The sequence below is a fragment of the Photobacterium sp. DA100 genome (assembly GCF_029223585.1).
In the GTDB taxonomy this organism is placed as follows: Bacteria; Pseudomonadota; Gammaproteobacteria; order Enterobacterales; family Vibrionaceae; genus Photobacterium.
This window is the reverse complement of sequence record NZ_CP119424.1, coordinates 190,772-205,269: the sequence shown is the minus strand read 5'-3', so window position 1 is coordinate 205,269 and position 14,498 is coordinate 190,772. Positions and strand designations below refer to the sequence as shown.

At 51.2% G+C, this 14,498-nt stretch carries 13 protein-coding genes; 1 reads left to right on the top strand and 12 read right to left on the bottom strand.

Features of this window, described 5'->3' with window-relative positions:
* Window positions 1-95 precede the first annotated feature (95 nt).
* From PTW35_RS18640 to PTW35_RS18620, 5 genes are all read right to left on the bottom strand, one after another.
* Window positions 96-1,007 (bottom strand): LysR family transcriptional regulator, encoded by a 912-nt coding sequence (locus tag PTW35_RS18640; protein WP_281028458.1) that lies wholly within the window; start codon window positions 1,005-1,007, stop codon window positions 96-98.
* A gap of 36 nt (window positions 1,008-1,043) precedes the next feature.
* Window positions 1,044-2,189 (bottom strand): anaerobic sulfatase maturase, encoded by a 1,146-nt coding sequence (locus PTW35_RS18635; protein WP_281028457.1) that lies wholly within the window; start codon window positions 2,187-2,189, stop codon window positions 1,044-1,046.
* A 15-nt stretch (window positions 2,190-2,204) separates the two neighbouring features.
* Window positions 2,205-2,960 carry a hypothetical protein gene (locus tag PTW35_RS18630; RefSeq protein WP_281028456.1) on the bottom strand — a complete coding sequence of 252 codons (756 nt, stop codon included), beginning with the start codon at window positions 2,958-2,960 and terminating at the stop codon, window positions 2,205-2,207.
* Between the two features lie 52 nt (window positions 2,961-3,012).
* Window positions 3,013-4,425 carry a DUF1254 domain-containing protein gene (locus tag PTW35_RS18625; protein WP_281028455.1) on the bottom strand — a complete coding sequence of 471 codons (1,413 nt, stop codon included), beginning with the start codon at window positions 4,423-4,425 and terminating at the stop codon, window positions 3,013-3,015.
* Between the two features lie 126 nt (window positions 4,426-4,551).
* Entirely contained in the window at window positions 4,552-6,102 is a 1,551-nt protein-coding gene (locus tag PTW35_RS18620) for a sulfatase-like hydrolase/transferase (RefSeq protein WP_281028454.1), read from the bottom strand.
* 193 nt (window positions 6,103-6,295) lie between these two features.
* Between PTW35_RS18620 and PTW35_RS18615 the strand changes: the two genes are divergently transcribed.
* The gene (locus PTW35_RS18615; RefSeq protein ID WP_281028453.1) at window positions 6,296-7,690 is read left to right on the top strand and encodes a DUF1214 domain-containing protein; all 1,395 of its coding nucleotides are present in this window, start codon (window positions 6,296-6,298) and stop codon (window positions 7,688-7,690) included.
* A gap of 89 nt (window positions 7,691-7,779) precedes the next feature.
* On the opposite strand, the gene napC is transcribed toward PTW35_RS18615, so the two are convergent.
* The 7 genes from napC to PTW35_RS18580 form a co-directional block, all read right to left on the bottom strand.
* On the bottom strand, window positions 7,780-8,376 hold the full coding sequence (gene napC, locus PTW35_RS18610; protein ID WP_039465998.1) for a cytochrome c-type protein NapC: 597 nt from the start codon (window positions 8,374-8,376) through the stop codon (window positions 7,780-7,782).
* Window positions 8,377-8,384: 8 nt separating this feature from the next.
* Window positions 8,385-8,819: a nitrate reductase cytochrome c-type subunit gene (locus PTW35_RS18605; RefSeq protein WP_039465999.1), complete on the bottom strand. Its 435-nt coding sequence runs from the start codon at window positions 8,817-8,819 to the stop codon at window positions 8,385-8,387.
* The gene (gene napH, locus PTW35_RS18600) at window positions 8,809-9,666 is read right to left on the bottom strand and encodes a quinol dehydrogenase ferredoxin subunit NapH (protein ID WP_281028452.1); all 858 of its coding nucleotides are present in this window, start codon (window positions 9,664-9,666) and stop codon (window positions 8,809-8,811) included. The genes PTW35_RS18605 and napH overlap by 11 nt, the downstream gene beginning before the upstream one ends.
* The gene (napG, locus tag PTW35_RS18595) at window positions 9,666-10,433 is read right to left on the bottom strand and encodes a ferredoxin-type protein NapG (protein WP_281028451.1); all 768 of its coding nucleotides are present in this window, start codon (window positions 10,431-10,433) and stop codon (window positions 9,666-9,668) included. The genes napH and napG overlap by 1 nt, the downstream gene beginning before the upstream one ends.
* 17 nt (window positions 10,434-10,450) lie before the next feature.
* The gene (gene napA, locus PTW35_RS18590) at window positions 10,451-12,937 is read right to left on the bottom strand and encodes a nitrate reductase catalytic subunit NapA (protein WP_281028450.1); all 2,487 of its coding nucleotides are present in this window, start codon (window positions 12,935-12,937) and stop codon (window positions 10,451-10,453) included.
* Window position 12,938: 1 nt separating this feature from the next.
* Window positions 12,939-13,199 (bottom strand): chaperone NapD, encoded by a 261-nt coding sequence (locus tag PTW35_RS18585; protein WP_281028449.1) that lies wholly within the window; start codon window positions 13,197-13,199, stop codon window positions 12,939-12,941.
* Between the two features lie 265 nt (window positions 13,200-13,464).
* Entirely contained in the window at window positions 13,465-14,316 is an 852-nt protein-coding gene (locus PTW35_RS18580; RefSeq protein ID WP_281028448.1) for an alpha/beta hydrolase, read from the bottom strand.
* Between the last annotated feature and the right edge of the window lie 182 nt (window positions 14,317-14,498).

The following is a 14,498-nucleotide window of genomic DNA, read 5'->3' as shown; positions in this document are numbered from 1 at the left end:
GTTAAATGTAAACCGTTGCATGATACCTGGTTGTTAATTTGCAACATGCTAAATACAGCATGGTGATTACATCTTGGACAAGTAAGAAATAGCACCTACAGCACTTTATCACTCGCATCGAATAAGCTTTTTACCTCTCGGTACAGCCACTCGGTAAATGGTGAGTGACGGTCTCTTAGATGGCAGAAAAAAGCGGCCTGACGACGGAAGGTATCTTGATACAGAACTTCAGGCAAAGGATAGGTTTGAAATTGATCATTTAGCAGTGGCCCGTTTTTTTCAGACATCACACCAATTGCGTCGCTCTGCTTAATGAGTTCCAGCATCATACTCATATCGCTAGAGCGCACATTAACGTTTTTTTCTAGCTTATATTTTTTAATCAGCATCTCGACTTTTGATGCTTCGATATACCCGGGGATGACACTGACGCAGAGCGGGTATTTCAATACTTCCTGAAGATCATTAATGGTAAGTGGGTGGCCTCTTCGGGTAACAAGCATAAATCTGTCATCAGGCAGTGGCTTTTGGACCACATTTTTATTGGTTTCCATCGGTAAATAGCTCACCCCCCAATAAGCTCGGTGATTGGCAAGATCATGCAAACTCATCGGCGACCAAGGCTGACAATTCACCGTCAAACCGGGGGCAAGAAGGGTCAACTTGGCAATAAGGGGGGCGGCCACCGGAGCCATCAATGTCGGAGGAAAAAACAAGGTGACTTCTCCGCGCATCTGCTCGATTTGCCACTGCTGATCATTGGTGTAAAGCTCATCGAGCTGGTCGAGAATAAAGGGAACCTTCTCGACTAAATCTATGCATTTTGCCGTCGGCTCAAAACGGTTGCCATCACGTACAAATAACTCGTCGTTAAATTGCTCGCGAAGCTTTTTGAGCATAAGGCTGACCGTAGGCTGGCTGACATTCAGTTTTTTCGCCGCCGTTACCGTCTGGCGGGTTTCGTACAACACCACCAACAATCGTAGTAGATTATAGTCTTTGCTCATTGCGCTTCTCTATAAATGGAATCGCCGTAATATAGATTAAAACAAGGAGTAATACTGTGCTGGGTAGCCTGCTTTCATTACATCCACCATTTTCAGCAGCCTTGGCAGAGCATAGTTAAAAAACATCTTATAGCCTTGGCACAGTTGGTTGAGCGGCAACGTGTCCGCCGTCGCGAGCGTTCGGTTTTTAGGGCAGCCACCGTTGCACAACGGCAAAAAGTCGCAGGACTTACATTCACGGCACAGTGAGTTGTGTTTACTTTGGCCGAATTGAACTTGCGCCGGGCTAACCACCATATCGGCCAGTGATTGGTGACGGGCATTCCCTATCTGGTAGCTATCGTAGCCAAAGTGATCACAGCTATACACCTGCCCCTGGGCTTCTGCCATCAACTGCTGGCCACAGGTCTGGGCGTGGTGGCACATCTGGCTCGGTCGCCCCAGCAAAATCATCAGACAGTTTTCAAAAAACTGCACATAAATTTTGCCAACATCACGTTGGCACCACGCATCAAAAACATCACATAAAAACGTCCCCCACTGCTCGCCCGACAGTGACCAGTCATAGTCAAAACGCCTGTCCAGCTCATGGTCGATACAAGGTTGGAACTGCATATAAAGACTGCCATTATGCTTGAGGAAGTCATAAATCTGCTTACCCGAATGGTAGGTACGGTTATTGACCACCGTCAGGGTATTAAATTCGACGTTATAATCCCTAAGCAGCCGGATCCCCCTCATTGTCCTCTCGAAGCTCGATTTTCCATGACAATCTATTCGAGCAATATCATTGAGCAGGTTGGGACCATCAATACTGACCCCGACCATTATGTTGTGTTGCTTGAAGAACGCTGCCCAGCGTTTGTTGATCAAAGTACCATTGGTCTGAATGGTGTTGACGATACACTTCCCCTCGCCCCATTTATTCTGCAAGGTAATAATGTCTTTATAAAAGTCTCTGCCAATTAATAAAGGTTCACCACCATGCCAAATGAAGTCGACCTGCTTGCTCTTGCCAGGTTGTGATTGGATATGGTTTTTAATTAAAGCTTCAGCCGTTGCCCTATCCATCTTTTTTTCACCACCAGGCTGGTGCTGCAAATAATAGCAATAGCTACAGTCAAGGTTACAGGATGATCCAACAGGCTTGATAGCAAGGCTGTAAGGCAAAGCGATCGTCATAGTTGCTCCTAAGCGTTAAAGCTGATAATTGAATTCGAGCCGATGTCCACCGTCCTTGAAATCTTCATTTTGTGACCAATTGGCAAAATAACGGGCATTGAAGCGCGGAGTAAATTGATAAGAAAGCGCAACCTCATGCTTCAACACATTGCTATCCCCTTCGAGGCCAAAGTCGACATAGCTATCGCTACCAGACAAGGTGGTAAACCACATCGGGTTGTAGTTCAGCCACAGCTTGTCGCTCATCGCGACCTTGCCGTAGGTCCCTACCACAGCAAACGTACCGGGCAGCGCATAGCCAAACAGTTTCTCGCCCTCACTATTGGCCGCATTAATGAAACTGGCCCCCAACCCGACCAGAGGATAGACGGTCACGGGCCCCATTTGCGGTAATGCCTGTATCAAGCTGTACGATGCCGAGCCCGACTCACTAGCAATGTCATAATTAACATCCAGCTGGGCTCCGCGCCCACTGGTCAGGTTGACATGAAAGTTCCTAAGACGCAGGCTGTCGACGCTATCATCATTACCATCCTGCCAACCCACCTTTTCCCCGAGGAAACCTTTTACCTCTATGATGTTCATTGCCGCGGTATCATCCCTGCCCGTCTCGTAGGTCTGCCCGACTTTGAGATTTAGTCCTTTATCTGTCGCCCCGATGCCGACCTGCGTATAAACCGCAAGGGGATCGGACATATCCTGCACGGCCTCTTCTTGCGCAAATGCCGACACCGATGTCAGGCATACGCCCAAGTAAACTACATACTTCATTGTGACTCCGATAGCGGATGCCCAACCGACAGGTTCAGCACCCGCGGGTGTGTTAACGCTGTTCTAGACCTGGCACTGTCCAGTCCATGTTCAAGACCGACTTAGATGGGATATACAGCCGTGTCAGTACATAAAACCCTTCTGCTGGGGTGGGTAACCAATTGGTATCTGCGGATGGTTGTTGATGGGAGAAAGTGATCTCAAATGAGCCATCCGGTGACTTTTTGAGATCCGATAAGTTATTCAGGCTATAGCGGTTTATCGGGTTATCAACCAACATCTTAGACTTGGCATCGTAGACGGTGACGGACCAAAAGGCATCGACCGGCGGCTCACCGTCAAATTTCATGGTATAGCTGCGCTGGCCCGTCAGAGGCTTGCCCTGCGTGTCCATCGCTGCCATCGGGTAGACCGCTTCTTTGGCTCCTTGCCCGCCTAGATATGGGTGCGCAATCAAGGATCGCATGGCGTTATCATCACCAAAACCATCAAGGTTGAAGGCATAGACCCAGCCATCTTTGACCTCCAACGTGGTTGGGTTGGCCTGCTGTGCCATCACCATTTTCTGGCCGTCGGCGACCGCTTTAACCATGGCCGAAATCATTGTGTCGCTTAACCCACTTCGGTCAAACCCTTGCTCGCTGATACCTATTTTATTGAGCTGGCCTAGCATCGCTTGCTGGCGTTCATCAACGGGGTTCTCTTTTAGAGATTCGCCCAGCTCAACATAGAAACGCAATGGATCATCAGCCCTGCCCGGACGTGGCGATAGTGGGCGGAGTTGAAGTGATTCGCCTCCCATGTACTCGGTCAAAGGGGTTAAGGTGTATTGATCTTGGATGGCGTGGGCAGCAGAGTAGTCGTCTTCGCCCATGACCTGAGTCCGCCCCCAAAGCCATACTTTGCTAGTTGGCGCCTCAACGATATTCAATTCACGCGGGATCGCACCATCGGCCTTCCAGCCCGGCGGCACAATCAATATCTCTTTCTCCAGCGACCCGGTTTCCCGGGTGCCGACGTACTGGAACAGGTTGTGCCACATATCGAACATGTTGATCACATAGTAGCGGTCAGTCACATCAGGCACCGACAGCACCAGAGGCCCCTGGCTAAGATCCAGTACCGCACTGGAATAGAGGGTGTCGCGGTTGGCAGTTGGCATATCCGTATCGGCGGGGGTACTCAAGCGACGGGCATGGCCAAATTCATTCAACGGACCACGGTAACTGGTATCAGACTGAGGGGCCGATACATCGCTGTACTGGCGGGCAATCTGCTCCATACGGACGAGCGTCGAGCCCCACATATAGGCATTGACCCCCAATACATAACCCTCGTTGTCTAACGCTTGCTGGGTGGTAACAATGGTGCTGTCGACTGCGGCGGCACAGGGTATCGCCGCCATGGTGCCAGATAAGGCCAGCATGGTGGCTAGCACGGTTTTCGTCATCATTTTTTTCATCATAGGAAACCTTACACTGCTGGGCACAGGGTATTCAAAACATGAAAGAAAAGGGGTAATAGCGGATATTGGTTTTGCCAATAGCGCCATGGAAGCAGCGGCGCTAATGAGCATTGCCGTCATCCGGAGTTAATTGATGGTGTCATTACCCATCCCGATACCGGTGCCTTTTTGGACCGGCGGGTACTCTTGCAACGACTTTTGGTATTGGCCTATCGCTTGGTAGAACTCCGGCAATACCCACGATTTTTGCTTCATCCAGTGGTACCAACCATGGGTATCGGGGGTACGCTCGTACGGATCGGCCTTGATATTGACCAGCACCCCGAATGGCCACTCTTTAGCTGGCTCTGTCCAGGTTGTTTTGGTCTTTAAATGGACCTTCCACTGGTTGACCCGAACAGCATTGAGATCGGTTTCGTTATAGAAAAAGAATTCGTGGCGATTGCTTTCGCCGCCATTGGCCAACATATCCATCTGGTTATAGCCGTCGATGTGCGCAACCCGCTCAACGCCCTCGATAACTTTCCCTGCGAGCAGCTGTGCTTTGATATTTGGCTCACCGCTGGCAGCCATCAGGGTTGGCAGCCAATCCTCGGCTGACATCATGCCTTCAACATATTGGCCCTGAGGGAATTTATCCGGCCAGCTGACCAGCATCGGCACCCGGAATCCACCATCCCAGGTAGTCCCCTTCTGGCCTCTGAACGAGGCGGCCCCGGCGTCGGGCCAGTGGTCTAAATTCACCCCGTTATCAGAGGTAAACATGATGATGGTATTGTCGAGTTCGCCTAACGACTCTAGCTTGTCGAGCAAAACTCCGATTTGATCGTCCAACTCTTTTAGCGCGTCATAATAAGTGGAGGTTTGGCTCACCCCCTCATACTCTTCTCGGACATGGGTAATCGTATGCATACGTGATGGGTTAAACCACATGAAATATGGCTGGTCATCGTTTTTGGCTTCATGGCGGTCTAGCCAGTCAGTCGCAAAGTTCAGGAACTCTTCATCAATCTGCTTCATGCGCGCTTTGCCAAGCGCTCCTTTATCGGTGATGACCTGTTTGCCGACCGCACCGAAGCGGGGATCGTCGGTTTTATCATATGTATTACTCGCAATTGAATGGAGCACATTGCGAGGTACACCGACAAAGTTCGGATCTTTCGGAAACTCAGGCTGCTCGGGCATCTCCATTACATTAAGGTGATATAAGAACCCATAGAACTCATCGAAACCGTGGACGGTCGGAAGATGACTGTTATTGTCACCCAGGTGGGACTTACCGACATGAACAGTGGCATAGCCCTTTTGCTTCAGAAGCTCAGCCAGCGTTGGCGTTTCTTTTTTCAAGCCCAGCTTCGAGCCCGGCTGACCGACCGACGTCAGTCCTGAGCGGAAGGGGTATTGCCCCGTGATAAACGCTGCCCGCCCCGCTGTCGAGCTGCTCTGGGCATAATAGTCGCTGATCATCAGCCCGTTATCGGCAATGCGATCAATATTGGGTGTCTTAATAGCCCCTAAGCCCCGGTGATAAACCGAAATATCCATCGGCGCAACATCATCAACCATGATGGCGACAATATTGGGGCTATCCGCCAATGCCGGAAAAGCCAGCGACGACGAGGCTGCCACGATGGAAAGCGCTAACGCACTTTTCATGTTTTTATTATTTGTTTTCATAACGTTTCTCCGTTAAAGGACGGAGATAGCATAAATAAAAGCCTGCTAAATAAGAGAAATAGCCTCTATTAGCATTTCTAATATTCCTATCTTGGCCAACCAATTATCAAAAAGACTAATAGTCGATATTAATCAATCGAAGTCGCTAAACATTTACCCTCAAGGAAATAAATAACGATAAATAAGGTTTGATATGAACAAAACACTATTGGCCAGCGTAGTCTGTAGCTCGATTGGGCTAATGACTATCACCGGCTCTTATGCCGCTGAAAGCCAGCCCTCAGCAGAAGAAGAACTCGCCTACAACTTGGGCGTGCAGGCCTTCATTTACGGTGCAGGCCCTCTCACCGTCGCGGCGGTACGCCAGACGTCAACCTCGGTCGATGCACCGATGGACAATGCCATGGCCCCGCTCAACCAGATGGGCAAAACACGGGTACTGTCTGGGCCACAAGATAGAATTGTACCGACCGTCAATAACGATACCTTATATTCACAGGCCCACTATGATCTTGATCTCTCTGGGCCTATGGTGCTTGAAATTCCCAGAACGGACGCCCGGTACTATATCGTCCAGTTACTGGATGCCTACTCAGACTCCATTACCGATATCCACCGCAATAATGCCGGGGTCCGAGGCGCTAAATTCCTGCTGGTAAACCAAGGGTGGGAAGGAGACATACCAGAGGGTATAGATGCGCTTATCGAATCAAGAACCCCAATGGTATGGCTGATCCAAAGAACCGGGGTATCGGGTGAGCAGGACACCCAGGCGGCGCTGGAAGTCCACGATAAATTTATCAGCTATCCATTAACTGAGCTTGGCGCTAACCATGGCCCGGTTGAACTCAAAAAATCCTCTGGCCGGATTCCGCCCATGGCCAAGCCGCAGGGACTGGAATGGTATGCCTTAATCGATCAGGAGCTGCGTAAAAACCCACTATCAGAAGATGCCGCGATGGTGGAACAATTCAAGTACATCGGTATTGGCGGCGATGAGCCGTTCGATCCAGACAACCTATCTGATACTCAAAAGAAAGGCTTGCTGCGAGCTCTGCAAAGTTCACAGCAGATCATTCACTATGCCGGTCGCAGCATCGGCACAAGCAATAACGGATGGTCAATGATGTTCGAAGGAGGCCAGTACGGCAACGACTACTTGAGCCGTGCCAGCATCAACCTCCGCGCAGCCGGACTGAACGTTCCCGAGCGGGCACTCTACCCCAACCGCTATACCGATGCTGACGGTAACCAACTGTCTGGCGCTCACCAATACCGGATGACCATGCCAGCTGACGCGCCAGCAGAAGCATTTTGGTCGCTGACCATGTACGATGCCGAAAATCTCTACATGGTCGAAAACGAGATAAACCGCTACTCTATTTCAACCAACCGCCCCGGTGAATTGGCATACAACCCTGATGGCACACTGACCATTTGTATTCAAAACGAACAACCAAAAGACAATGGATGTAACTGGCTCCCCGCCCCTGAAGACGATTTTTACCTTCATATGCGCTTGTACGAACCAACAGAAGCGGTTCTGAACAATACGTACCCACTGCCTCAAGTGGAACGTGTTATGTAACGATAATTCGCCGTTCTCAAGGTCAAAAGATACAAAAATCCCCAGCGGTTCACTCCACTGGGGATTCGTTTTATCGCAATTACACGTCGTTAAATCGCACTTTCGATTTTATGACCTTTCGGTAGTTGGTGGGCAATACCCTTGTGGCAATCAATACAGGTATTGCCGTCTTCGATGGCCCGGCTATGGATGCCGGCAGCGACCGACTTCTGGGTGCTGAAATCCATGTATTCAAAGTTATGGCAGTTACGACACTCCTGAGAATCATTGGCTTTCATCCGGTCCCACTCTCGGGAGGCCATTTCAAACCGGTGATCCTCGAACTTCTGCGGGGTATCGACAAGTCCCAGCGCTTTGGCATACAGCTCTTTCGAGGCTTGGATCTTTCGCACCATTTTCGGTGCCCACTCTTTGGGTACGTGACAATCCGGACAGGTTGCCCTGACACCGCTGCTGTTGTTGTAGTGAACGGTTCCAACATACTCTTGGTAAACGTTGTTCTCCATTTCATGACAACCGATACAGAAGCTTTCCGTGTTGCTGTACTCCATCGCAGTGTTAAACCCGCCCCACAGGATAACACCTGCAACCACACCCACGGTCAGGACAGTGCCAATCGCAAAGTGGCTGGGCTTTCTGAACCACTGCCAAAAACGCCGGATGATTCCAGGTCGTTGACTCTCCATAGCCCCTCCTATTGGCCGAATTTGCCAGCCGGTTTAAAGGTATTTTCCACCAGCGGCGCGGCATCAGCCTGCGGTACATGGCACTGCAAACAGAAGTAACGGCGAGGGGCTACGTCACTCAGGATCTTGTTGTTACTGTCCATGTAGTGCGTTGGGCTCACCCTCGGAGCGCCCGTTCTGCGGTACTTGTCGACATCATGGCATTGCAAACAGCCATTGTTACTCGGGTTGATCTGCACCATTTCCGTTGAGTGCGGGATCAGTGGGGGTTGATGGACATATTCCAAGGCCAGCTTATCTTGCATTTTTGGCACCGGCTTGATGGGCGCAACGGTATTGGTATCCCCTATCTCCTGCGCGCCACGTAACGAGGTAACCTCTGCAAATGCTGCCAGGCTCACGACAGCCGCCAGCAGCGCAGACACAACATACTTACCCTTCATCTTTATTGGCTCCAATTCTTATTTTAAATTCCAATACTTCCTCGGAACAGACATCAATACAGCGTCCACAACTGATGCAATCTTGGCTCATCACCTTGCGATCTCCGCCTTTGAGCGGCTGCCTGAGCACTTCTGGCTCGGGGCACACGTTGAAGCAATCCATGCACTTGTTGCAGGCTTCGCGGTTGGTCGCGGTGATACGAACCAGGCTCTTACGGCCAATCACCCCATAAGTCGCGCCAAGCGGGCATAAATGACCGCACCAGCCATGCTCGACCAACACCAGATCCAGCAAGAACACCAGCAAGATCAGCACCCAACCCGCACCCATACCGAACACCAAGCCACGGTGCAGCGCCGCAACCGGGTCAATCCAGCTCCACAACACGCTGCCCGATACCGCACTGCCAAGTAGCAGCACCGGCAACAACCAGTAACGCAGGTTTGATGACCAGCGGTAACTGAGCTTGATTCCCAGTTTTCGGCGTAGCCAAGCGGCCAGATCCGTCACCATGTTGAGCGGGCATACCCAGGCGCAAAACACCCGAGGAGCCAGCACGGCATAAAAGCCCACCACAATGACACCACCGAGCAGGGCAGCCAGCTCAGGCCAATGGCCTGCAGCAATGGTTTGCAGCAAGATCAACGGGTCGGTCAGTGGCACCGTGTCGAACAAGGTGCTTGCCGACAAATTACCACGCAGTACCCCCAGTGCCGGGCCGATCATGAACAAGGCGATGATCAGCAGCTGACAGCTGCGGCGTAGCAGCAAGAAACGGTGGGCTTTCCACCAGCCTAGCGAGGCGGTCGCTGCCTTGCCGGCATCTTTTGCCAAATGCTTAGCCATTACTGACCTCCTCCACTGTTACCCGGCTTGTGAGCTGGCAAAGTCAGATCCTCAGGGATCAGGCTTTCCCCTTTCTTGGCCTTTTCTTCCCAACCCAAGCGGTAGTGGTGACCGAGCTCGCCTTTGGCTAATGCCGTCGGCACAACCTTGATCGCCGCTTCATCCAGCACACAGGCTTGCTCGCATTTACCGCAGCCGGTACAGACATCTGAATGCACCGTCGGGATAAACTTGGCATGGTAGCCGGTACGTTGGTTGCGGATCGGTTCTAGGGTGATCGCTTCATCAATCAGCGGACAAACCCGATGGCACACATCACAGCGCAAACCCAACCAGTTGAGGCAGGTTTCATGGTCAATCAACACCGCGGTGCCCATCCGGGCATCATCGATATCGGTCAGGCCTTGATCCAGCGCGCCACTCGGGCAGGCTGCCACACAGGGGATGTCTTCACACATCTCACACGGAATCGCTCGGGCGGTAAAATACGGTGTCCCCGAGGCCACTGGCGACAACAAGCTTGCCAGCTTCAAGGTATCGTAAGGACACGCCTGAACGCATAACCCACAGCGCAAGCAAGCCTGCAAAAACTCCGGCTCAGGCAATGCACCCGGCGGCCTTATCGGCACACCGCTGCTGTCAGCCTGGCTTTGTTTGCTCTGTAGTCCGAGTACGGTCGCTGCCGCTCCCACACCCACAGCCGTTCGCGCGGCATCCCGGAGGAAACGGCGGCGGCTTTGTGATGATTTGAGAGGTGAACGCTTCATCAGTCTGTTTCCAATAGTTAGGCTTTAACCACCTTCACTGCACATTTCTTGAAGTCCGTTTCTTTCGAAATTGGATCGGTCGCATCAAGCGTGAGTTTGTTGGTCAACTGCCCGGCGTCAAAGAAAGGCATATACACCAAGCCTTGCGGAACCCGGTTACGCCCGCGAGTTTCCACATGGGTGAGTACCTCACCACGGCGGGAAACAATTTTCACAGCATCGCCCCGGCGTAGCCCGCGCTCTTTGGCATCGAGCGGGTGCATGTAGAGCACCGCATCCGGGAAGGAGCGGTATAGCTCCGGCACACGGCGGGTCATCGAACCGGTATGCCAGTGCTCCAGTACCCGTCCAGTCGACAGCCACAGGTCATACTCGTTATCCGGTGATTCCGCTGGCGGCTCGTACGGCAGCGCGAAAATCACCGCTTTTTTGTCCGGCTTGCCGTAGAAAGCGAACTCTTCGCCTTTCTTCACATACGGGTCATAGCCTTCGGAGTAACGCCATACCGTTTCCTTGCCATCAACCACAGGCCAACGCAAACCACGGGACTGGTGGTACATATCAAACGGTGCCAAATCGTGGGCATGACCGCGACCGAAATAGGCGTACTCTTCGAACAAACCTTTCTGAACATAGAAGCCAAAGTGACGGGATTCGTCGTTGAGCTGGTCGGCGGCGATTTCATCCAAGCTGTATTTATCGGCCTTGCCGTTTTTGAACAGCACCTCAAACAGCGTTTTGCCTTTGAGCTCAGGTTTCTTGGCTATCAATTCCTGCGGCCACACTTCCTCAACTTTGAAGCGCTTAGAAAATTCCATCAGCTGCCACAAGTCCGACTTCGCCTCGCCCGGCGCACTGATCTGCTGGTGCCAGAACTGGGTGCGGCGTTCGGCGTTACCGTATGCCCCTTCTTTTTCCACCCACATTGCGGTTGGCAAGATCAAGTCCGATGCCATGGCCGTAACGGTTGGGTAAGGATCAGAAGTCACGATGAAGTTAGCGGGATCACGGTAGCCAGGCAGGCGCTCCTCGTTGATATTCGGCCCGGCCTGCATGTTGTTGTTACACATCACCCAGTAGGCATTGAGCTGGCGATCTTTGAGCATCCGGTCTTGCAAAATCGCGTGGTAACCCGGCTTCGGTGGGATCGTGCCTTCTGGGATATTCCAGTGGGTTTCACACATTTCACGGTGCTTCGGATTCATCACCACCATGTCGGCTGGCAAGCGGTGGGCAAAGGTGCCGACCTCACGCGCCGTACCGCAGGCTGATGGCTGGCCAGTCAGCGAGAATGGGCCACAGCCCGGCTTGGAGATCTTACCGGTCAGCAAATGGATGTTATAAATCAGGTTATTGGCCCATACACCGCGGGTGTGCTGGTTGAAGCCCATGGTCCAGTAGGACACCACCTTGGTTTCCGGGTTGGCGTACATTTCGGCCAACGCGTTAAGCTGGTCGACCGGTACCCCTGTCAGCTCCGAGGTGTATTCCGCGGTATAGGTCGAGACAAACTTGGCGTAATCGTCGAAACTCATCGGCGTCGAATCACCGCTACCCGGGTTCTTGGCTGCTTTTTCCAATGGATGGGTTGGGCGCAAACCATAACCGATATCCGTCACACCCTTGCGGATGTTGACATGCTTGTCCATGAAGTCCGTGTTGACCTTGTCATTGGCGATTATGTAATGGGCAACAAAGTTGAGGATAGCCAGATCGGTCTGCGGCTTGAAAATGATTGGGTTGTCAGCCAACTCATAGCTGCGGTGGGTAAAGGTCGACAGTACTGCAACTTTCACCTTGTCAGATGACAGACGGCGGTCGGTCAGGCGGGTCCAGAGAATTGGGTGCATCTCAGCCATGTTAGATCCCCAAAGCACGAAGGCATCGGCATGTTCGAGATCGTCATAGCTACCCATAGGCTCGTCCATACCGAAGGTACGGCCAAACCCAACGACCGCTGACGCCATACAGTGGCGGGCGTTCGGGTCAATATTGTTGGAGCGGAAACCCGCCTTGTACAATTTCGCCGCGGCATAGCCTTCCCAGACTGTCCACTGGCCAGAGCCGAACATACCAACGGCAGAAGGACCTTTGTCTTTCAGTGCCTGCTTGAACTTGTCAGCCATCACATCGAAGGCTTCATCCCAGCTGACCGGGGTGAACTCACCTTCCTTGTGATACTGGCCGTCTCTCTTTCGCAATAACGGTTGGGTCAGGCGATCTTCCCCATACATGATCTTAGGCAAGAAGTAGCCTTTGATACAGTTAAGGCCCCTGTTTACCGGTGCATCCGGGTCTCCCTGTGATGCCACCACTCGACCATTCTTGGTACCCACCAGCACACTACAGCCCGTACCACAGAAGCGGCATGGGGCTTTGTCCCACTTCACTTCCTGATCGCCATCCGCGGCATTGGCCACCGAGACTGGTATGGTTAACCCTGCTGCACTGGCGGCAGCAATAGCTGCATTGGCCTTTAAGAAACTACGTCTAGTAACTGTCATGTTACGCTTCCTTTAGCTCAGATTGTTCTTCCATTTGGTGGTAAACCAGTGTGGTATCGAGTACCCCGGGCAACTGCTTGATATAGTCAAAATGACCAACAATGTCGTTTTTTTGCTCGCCCTCAAGCACGACAACCAATTTCCCTGATTCACCCAAAATCGGCACCTCTGCCACCGGTAAGCTCTCTATGGTCTTTTTTATTGATTCAAGCTGCTCAGCCACGACGTAAACAATCAAGCTGCAGACATGGAACTCACTCACAACAAAGCCCCCCTTTAAGGCACACCACCGAATCCTTCCCAAATCAAAAAGTGCAAAAAAAATACACTTAATAATTTAGTGGTTATTGATTAATTTATGCCTAATATGGATAGGTTGGATACCCACAAAGAGGTATTGGAGGGATTGGTTGTTTTAGATCAAAAAATCGACAACACCGAGCTCACATTAATGTAAATCAGGATGTTACTAGCCTAAGAGAAGAGGCCGTGAAGTGAATTTCACCAAGGCGATAGCCTTAACGGCATCACAAGCTGCTGCACCACCCGGCAAGGTAAGCGGCTAGTTTTGCCACTTCTTTTTCCACTGGCATTGCATGCCCCATCGGGCTGAAGAACACAGGCTCTACCCCGTAAAATACCGCCGTGGCCTCCACTTGAGATGCAGGTACCAGTTTATCTTCCTGAGCCCCGACGACAGTGACAGGAACACTCAATGATAACCTGTCATCAATAGGATGAGGCTCTAAGAACAACCGCAGATCTTCAGCCTTGAGCTCTGAAAGCAGCATCCCCAGCTGCTGCTCATTGGGTTTGCAGGCAAACAATGCATCTATCAAGACGTTGCGATAATAGGGGTTAAGCAACGCCATATTCGGCATAACCATTAACTGTCCTAAGACCAAAGATAAAACAGGGTTATCAAGCCACATTGCTTGATTCAACTGACTAAAGCCTTGCGGGGGAACCGATGCCATCAATACCATACCCGCTAATTTCGGCTTTATCTCTTCACGCAGGCAGACATGCTGGGTAATCAAACCTCCGAGAGAGTACCCGGCCACCACCACGGGCTTTTTCTCCTGTTGGTATACAAACTCAATAAAAGCCGCCACATCATCAATATGCTCATCAAAAGGCCGGGATGATGGCTTTGCGGAATGTGAACCATGGCCACGAAGAGTCAGGGAATAAGTAGTCAAACCCAGCGAGTTAAAATAAGGCATCATGTGATGGGTAAATAGCTGGCCACTGCTAAGGATACCGTGAATAAAAACAACGGGAGGGAGGGAACTTGCCTGCTGACTGACCTCTTGCTGACAATTTGAAAAATAATATTCAAACTCTCTATCAGAATATTTAACGCTCTGGCTTTTCATAATTCACCTTCCTACCTGTCCCTACTCATATTCTAAGGTGATGGCAAATAATTTAATTCTACTAACGTAACAATTTCAATAATTAAAAATATCTCCTCAAGGACCAATTGAATTAATATCAATACCTTAGTAAAACAACAGACTACGACTTTGGTAAAATGGCCGATAACAACAGTCGTTAC

Excerpts from the sequence above, each read along its gene's own strand:
- PTW35_RS18615 (WP_281028453.1), top strand. The coding sequence starts at position 6,296 with ATGAACAAAACACTATTGGCCAGCGTAGTCTGTAGCTCGATTGGGCTA.
- PTW35_RS18635 (WP_281028457.1), bottom strand. The coding sequence starts at position 2,189 with ATGACGATCGCTTTGCCTTACAGCCTTGCTATCAAGCCTGTTGGATCA.
- PTW35_RS18580 (WP_281028448.1), bottom strand. The coding sequence starts at position 14,316 with ATGAAAAGCCAGAGCGTTAAATATTCTGATAGAGAGTTTGAATATTAT.
- napA (WP_281028450.1), bottom strand. The coding sequence starts at position 12,937 with ATGACAGTTACTAGACGTAGTTTCTTAAAGGCCAATGCAGCTATTGCT.
- PTW35_RS18630 (WP_281028456.1), bottom strand. The coding sequence starts at position 2,960 with ATGAAGTATGTAGTTTACTTGGGCGTATGCCTGACATCGGTGTCGGCA.
- PTW35_RS18620 (WP_281028454.1), bottom strand. The coding sequence starts at position 6,102 with ATGAAAACAAATAATAAAAACATGAAAAGTGCGTTAGCGCTTTCCATC.
- PTW35_RS18625 (WP_281028455.1), bottom strand. The coding sequence starts at position 4,425 with ATGATGAAAAAAATGATGACGAAAACCGTGCTAGCCACCATGCTGGCC.
- PTW35_RS18605 (WP_039465999.1), bottom strand. The coding sequence starts at position 8,819 with ATGAAGGGTAAGTATGTTGTGTCTGCGCTGCTGGCGGCTGTCGTGAGC.
- napG (WP_281028451.1), bottom strand. The coding sequence starts at position 10,433 with ATGAAGCGTTCACCTCTCAAATCATCACAAAGCCGCCGCCGTTTCCTC.
- PTW35_RS18640 (WP_281028458.1), bottom strand. The coding sequence starts at position 1,007 with ATGAGCAAAGACTATAATCTACTACGATTGTTGGTGGTGTTGTACGAA.
- napC (WP_039465998.1), bottom strand. The coding sequence starts at position 8,376 with ATGGAGAGTCAACGACCTGGAATCATCCGGCGTTTTTGGCAGTGGTTC.
- napH (WP_281028452.1), bottom strand. The coding sequence starts at position 9,666 with ATGGCTAAGCATTTGGCAAAAGATGCCGGCAAGGCAGCGACCGCCTCG.